Here is a 5,193-nt window from a genome sequence, read left to right on the forward strand (position 1 = left end):
GGTCTAAACTTATTGAGTTGTCACAGGAATTTATTTTAGAGCAACAGTCTGCTTAATCTAACAGTATTAATTAGGCTCTGTTTTAAGAGTCTGCTTCAGTATGCTCTTTTTTGTCACTGTTTAAATGAAGTCATGCTTTTGCTATACTTGTTTAACCCTTTGTGAAGTTCTTTGTTCCCCAATTTTGTCATTCTTAATTTCTTTTTCACCAAACGTTTAATTTTTCATAGAACTTTTGACACTACCATATTTTATTCATCCTTAAAATATCTAAAAAGTTACTTTAATTCAGTGATAAAATCACATTTTCTGATAATATAGGAGAAAATTATTATGGTTAAGAACTATTATTTTTCCTCGACTCAATTTAAGAAAGCCTTTCTTTTCAAATTCTTTTAAAATACGGCTAACAACCTCTCTAGCTGTTCCTAATTCAATCGCTAGAGCTTCGTGAGTAAGTTCAACCACATTAGAATGTTCAGAAGTGTGGTTTAATACAAATTCGGCAATTCTTTTATCCATTTTGTTAAAAACTATTTCTTCAATAAGACTTAACATGTTTGCAATTCTCTTATTATATAACTGATATGTAAAATTTCTAACTAAGTCGAAGTTAACTATTGCTTCTTGGTATAAAGATATAGGTATATTGAGAACTTCAGTATCTTCTTCAACATAGGCTGTAGCGGTATATGGTTCAGATGATAGGGCGCTACTTAATAGTAAAATACAACTTTCTCCTTTGCTTATTCGATACAAAACAATTTCTCTTCCGTTTTCTCCAATTTTTGAAACTCTAATAGTGCCTTTTAAAATCAAAGGAATAAAATGATAGTATTTTCCCTCATTGAAGGCATATGTTCCAGCTTTAATCGTTGAAAATGTTAGGTGCTTACTTTTTTCTTTATCTTGAAATATAGAGTTGAGAAAAGGGAATAACTCTGAAGCCGATCTCATTATATTTTCATCAATCATCTTGATCACCATTTCATAATAGCTTTTTAAACCATTATATTAAAACATATTATAGTTAAAAACCCTAATAATGATCTTATTTGCACTTCATTTAAAATTCCAGTATCAACGTTTTTATGAATATTTAATCTTAAATGTAAAATAATAAGCGGGTAGAATTGTGTTTTATTGGGAGATGATTTTTTTGAATGTTTTAACTACAATCGTTGCCTTAACACCTATTCTCGCTGTACTAATTTTTTTAGTTGTTTTAAGGATTCCAGCCACTAAAGCTATGCCTATTAGTTATTTAGTTACAGTGTTATTAGCCTTGGTATATTGGAAGGTACCGGCGATTCAAATTGCAGCAGCTACTTTGGAAGGAATTATTATTGCCATTTCAATTTTATACATCGTTTTCGGTGCAATCTTGATGTTAAACACCTTAAAAGTAAGTGGAGCTATGGATGCCATTAGGGCTGGTTTTATGGATATAACACCGGATAGGCGTATTCAAGTAATCATAATTGCTTGGCTATTTGGAGCGTTTATTGAAGGTGCGGCAGGTTTCGGTACTCCAGCAGCGATAGGAGCTCCTCTATTAGTTGCTCTAGGTTTTCCCCCTTTAGCAGCGGTTTCTTTAGCTTTAATGGCCGATAGTAGTCCAGTATCTTTTGGGGCTGTTGGAACTCCGATAATAGTTGGGATTAATCAAGGGTTAAGGATAGGTGGAAGCGTCGCACCTATCGTCCAAAAATATTTAAAAAATCAGCAGTTTGATGATTATTTACGAGCGGTTGGTGCTCAAGCTGTTTTAATCGATTTAATAATTGGAACTACCATTCCTTTAATAATGGTTATGATGTTAACAAGGTTTTTCGGTAGAAATAAATCATGGTTAGAAGGATTGAAAGTTTGGAGGTTTGCTCTATTTGCTGGATTTAGTTTTACCATGCCAGCTTATTTGGTTGCCACCTATTTAGGACCAGAATTTCCTTCTATTTTCGGAGGACTGATTGGACTGGTGATTGTTGTAACTGCAGTAAAAAAAGGAATGTTCCGTCCACAAGAGGTTTGGGATTTTCCCAAAAAGGAGGATTGGTCAAATAATTGGTTAGGTGCTTTTGAAAATCAAGAAGAAATACAATCAGATAAGAAGTTGAGCCTACCTTTAGCTTGGACCCCATATATATTGGTTGCTATCTTTTTGATATTGACTAGGCTTAATTTTTTACCAATAAAATTATGGCTAAATATTTTTAGAATTGGGTGGAATAATATTCTGGGTACGGAGATAAGCACTTCTTTTGCTCCGTTTTATTTGCCGGGAACGATATTTATTGTGGTTGTATTGATTACCGTTTTTATTCATAGACTTGATAAGAAACAAAGCATTTTTGTATTTTCGAATTCTTTAAAAGCTATGATTGGAAGTGCAATTGCCCTTGGTACATCAGTACCGCTAGTTAGGATATTTATTAATTCTGAATTAAATAACGCGGGACTTGATAGTATGCCTTTAGAGTTAGCTAATACTGTTTCGCAGTTAATGGGTTCTAGTTGGCCGATTATTGCCCCTTTGATAGGGTCGTTGGGATCGTTTATCTCAGGGAGTGCTACCTTCAGTAACATGATGTTTTCTTTATTCCAATTTAGCGTAGCTGATCAAATTGGGGCGGATCCCAAAGTTGTTCTGAGTTTGCAAGCACTAGGGGCTAATGCTGGGAATATGATATGTGTTTTAAATGTTGTTGCCGCTGCTTCGGTGGTTGGTTTAATAGGTAAGGAAGGTTCAATAATTCGTCTTACTCTAGGCCCGATGCTTTACTTCATTCTATTATCGGGAATTATTGGACAGATAATTATATATTTATTGTAATGATCACTCCAAAGGGTGATCTTTTTTTTCGTTGATAATATCTTCAACAATATCAATATGGACTGCCGACCAAGCCTTTTCGCGATAATGATACACAAAGGCAAACATGAGGATTATACCATATATGATTATAAACCATGCCCATAAAAAATCTCCGTTATTAAATAACAAATATTGAAGTTGTTTGGAGAAGATTAAGCCTAACCATGGAATTGATGCAAACAGTAGGGGTATCATTCCAATTGCATTTTGTTCTTTTAGCATTCGATAACGAATGTTGACTAATTCTGAAATGGACAGTTGCTGATAAAATTGTCGAATTTCATCTATCTCCTTAAGTTCATTCAATAACTCTAAAGATCCTTTATCCTGTATCGTCTTTCTTAGTTTTAAGTAAAATTTATGAACATCTCCACGAAATAAATGCATAAATCAGTTACCCTCCCTTTATTTATTATGTGAAAAATGATAAAAAAGAAACAAGAAATGATAATTTACATAATTTACATAAGGAGTGAGGTGTTTTGATAATCCAAATACCTGGAAATAAAGAATTTGTGGCTAAACACTTAGTTTTAGATTTTAACGGAACGATCGCCCTTGATGGAAAGATAATAGATGGTGTGAAAGACAGGATCTTAGAATTAGCAAAGATTTTAAAAATACACGTACTGACAGCAGATACTAATGGGAGTGTAGCTAGAGAATGTGAAGGTTTACCAGTCGAAGTTTGTATAATTGGAAAAGAAAAACAGGAAAAGGAGAAAGAAAAGTTTATTTTAAGTTTGAACTCCGAAGGAGTCATCTCCATGGGGAACGGGGTTAATGATGAATTAATGTTTGAGGTATCAGAATTAGCAATCGCTGTTATTGGAAGAGAAGGGTGTGCAGTTACTTCCCTAATGAAAGCAGATATTGTGGTTCAACATATTTCTGATGGACTGGATTTATTATTAAAGCAACATAGATTGATCGCAACATTGAGAAAATAAGACATATCAATACTTAATTGATAATAGTTCCCTGATTAAAATTTGAAAATAACTGTAGTTTGGTGTAAAATTAATAGTAAATATTAGTATCTGGTACTATAATTAGATAAAAGGAAGGGTGTTCGGTTTATGGATCAACTTCTATCGGGAAAGAATATCTTGATCATGGGTGTTGCAAATAAACGTAGTATTGCGTGGGCAATTGCAAAATCATTACATTCAGCAGGGGCTAGATTAATTTTTACTTATCAAGGGGAGAGGTTTGAAAAAAATTTACGTGAATTAACAAAGGAATTATCGGATTCTATACTTTATCAATGTGATATTACAAAGGATGAGGAGATAACTTCTCTATTCACAAGTCTTAAAGAAGAAATAGGCATACTACATGGTGTGGTACATAGTATAGCTCATGCCAAAGTTGAAGAACTTCAAGGAAGATATCTAGATACATCTAGGGATGGTTATCTGATGGCACAGGAGATTAGTGCATATTCCTTAGTTGCGGTGGCAAGGGGAGCAGAAGCTCTTATGTCTGAAGGTGGAAGCATTGTTACATTAACATATTTGGGTGGAGAACGGGTTGTTAAGAATTATAATGTGATGGGGGTAGCTAAAGCTGCCTTAGAAAGTAGTGTTCAGTATTTGGCCAACGATTTAGGACCAAAGAATATTCGTGTTAACGCAATTTCTGCTGGACCGATTCGTACTTTATCGGCAAAGGGAGTAAAAGATTTTAATAGTATTTTGCATGAAATTGAGGAAAAATCGCCTTTACGTAGAACTACTGATGCTGAAGAAGTTGGTGACACAACTCTATTCTTGATGAGTTCTTTATCCCGGGGAATAACTGGCGAAGTTATCCATGTAGATAGTGGTTATCACATCCTAGGGATGGTATAAAGCACCTTTAAGTAAGGTTGATTTAAACAGACTTGCTCTTAATTTTGCAAGTCTGTTTTTTTTGATTGAATAATCGGGATAAAATCAATTTTATCCTTAACTTGTTTTAATTTGAAACTAAATGTTTAATAAATTGAATAATTGTTGACTTTTTAGATAAAATCTTTACAAATTAACCTATCCAAGATATAATACAAATGAGAATGATTATTAATTAGGTAGTGTCAAAAGTTCTATGAAAAATTAAACGTTTGGTGAAAAAGAAATTAAGAATGACAAAATTGGGGAACAAAGAACTTCACAAAGGGTTAAACAAGTATAGCAAAAGCATGACTTCATTTAAACAGTGACAAAAAAGAGCATACTGAAGCAGACTCTTAAAACAGAGCCTAATTAATACTGTTAGATTAAGCAGACTGTTGCTCTAAAATAAATTCCTGTGACAACTCAATAAGTTTAGACCAC

The 5,193-nt window shown here is 33.5% G+C and carries 5 protein-coding genes; 3 read left to right on the forward strand and 2 right to left on the reverse strand.

Features of this window, described 5'->3' with window-relative positions:
* Positions 1-300 precede the first annotated feature (300 nt).
* Positions 301-975 (reverse strand): Crp/Fnr family transcriptional regulator, encoded by a 675-nt coding sequence (locus BHF71_RS08950; RefSeq protein ID WP_069657318.1) that lies wholly within the window; start codon positions 973-975, stop codon positions 301-303.
* A gap of 175 nt (positions 976-1,150) precedes the next feature.
* Here BHF71_RS08950 and BHF71_RS08955 point away from each other — a divergent pair, with 175 nt between their 5' ends.
* Complete coding sequence (locus BHF71_RS08955) at positions 1,151-2,833, forward strand: L-lactate permease (protein WP_084024472.1); 1,683 nt, start codon at positions 1,151-1,153, stop codon at positions 2,831-2,833.
* 3 nt (positions 2,834-2,836) lie between these two features.
* Here BHF71_RS08955 and BHF71_RS08960 read toward each other — a convergent pair whose 3' ends face one another.
* Positions 2,837-3,262, reverse strand: a complete 426-nt coding sequence (locus tag BHF71_RS08960) for a hypothetical protein (protein ID WP_069657320.1) — start codon at positions 3,260-3,262, stop codon at positions 2,837-2,839.
* Positions 3,263-3,357: 95 nt separating this feature from the next.
* Between BHF71_RS08960 and BHF71_RS08965 the strand changes: the two genes are divergently transcribed.
* Both BHF71_RS08965 and fabI read left to right on the forward strand, forming a co-directional pair.
* The gene (locus tag BHF71_RS08965; protein WP_069657321.1) at positions 3,358-3,825 is read left to right on the forward strand and encodes an HAD family hydrolase; all 468 of its coding nucleotides are present in this window, start codon (positions 3,358-3,360) and stop codon (positions 3,823-3,825) included.
* A gap of 129 nt (positions 3,826-3,954) precedes the next feature.
* On the forward strand, positions 3,955-4,728 hold the full coding sequence (gene fabI, locus BHF71_RS08970; RefSeq protein WP_069657322.1) for an enoyl-ACP reductase FabI: 774 nt from the start codon (positions 3,955-3,957) through the stop codon (positions 4,726-4,728).
* The last annotated feature ends 465 nt before the right edge of the window (positions 4,729-5,193 follow it).

Origin of the sequence: Vulcanibacillus modesticaldus (assembly GCF_001730235.1) — a bacterium.
GTDB classification, from domain to species: domain Bacteria; phylum Bacillota; class Bacilli; order Tepidibacillales; family Tepidibacillaceae; genus Vulcanibacillus; species Vulcanibacillus modesticaldus.

Coding starts and splice junctions, on each gene's coding strand:
- BHF71_RS08950 (WP_069657318.1), bottom strand. CDS start 975: ATGATTGATGAAAATATAATGAGATCGGCTTCAGAGTTATTCCCTTTT.
- BHF71_RS08955 (WP_084024472.1), top strand. CDS start 1,151: ATGATTTTTTTGAATGTTTTAACTACAATCGTTGCCTTAACACCTATT.
- BHF71_RS08960 (WP_069657320.1), bottom strand. CDS start 3,262: ATGCATTTATTTCGTGGAGATGTTCATAAATTTTACTTAAAACTAAGA.
- fabI (WP_069657322.1), top strand. CDS start 3,955: ATGGATCAACTTCTATCGGGAAAGAATATCTTGATCATGGGTGTTGCA.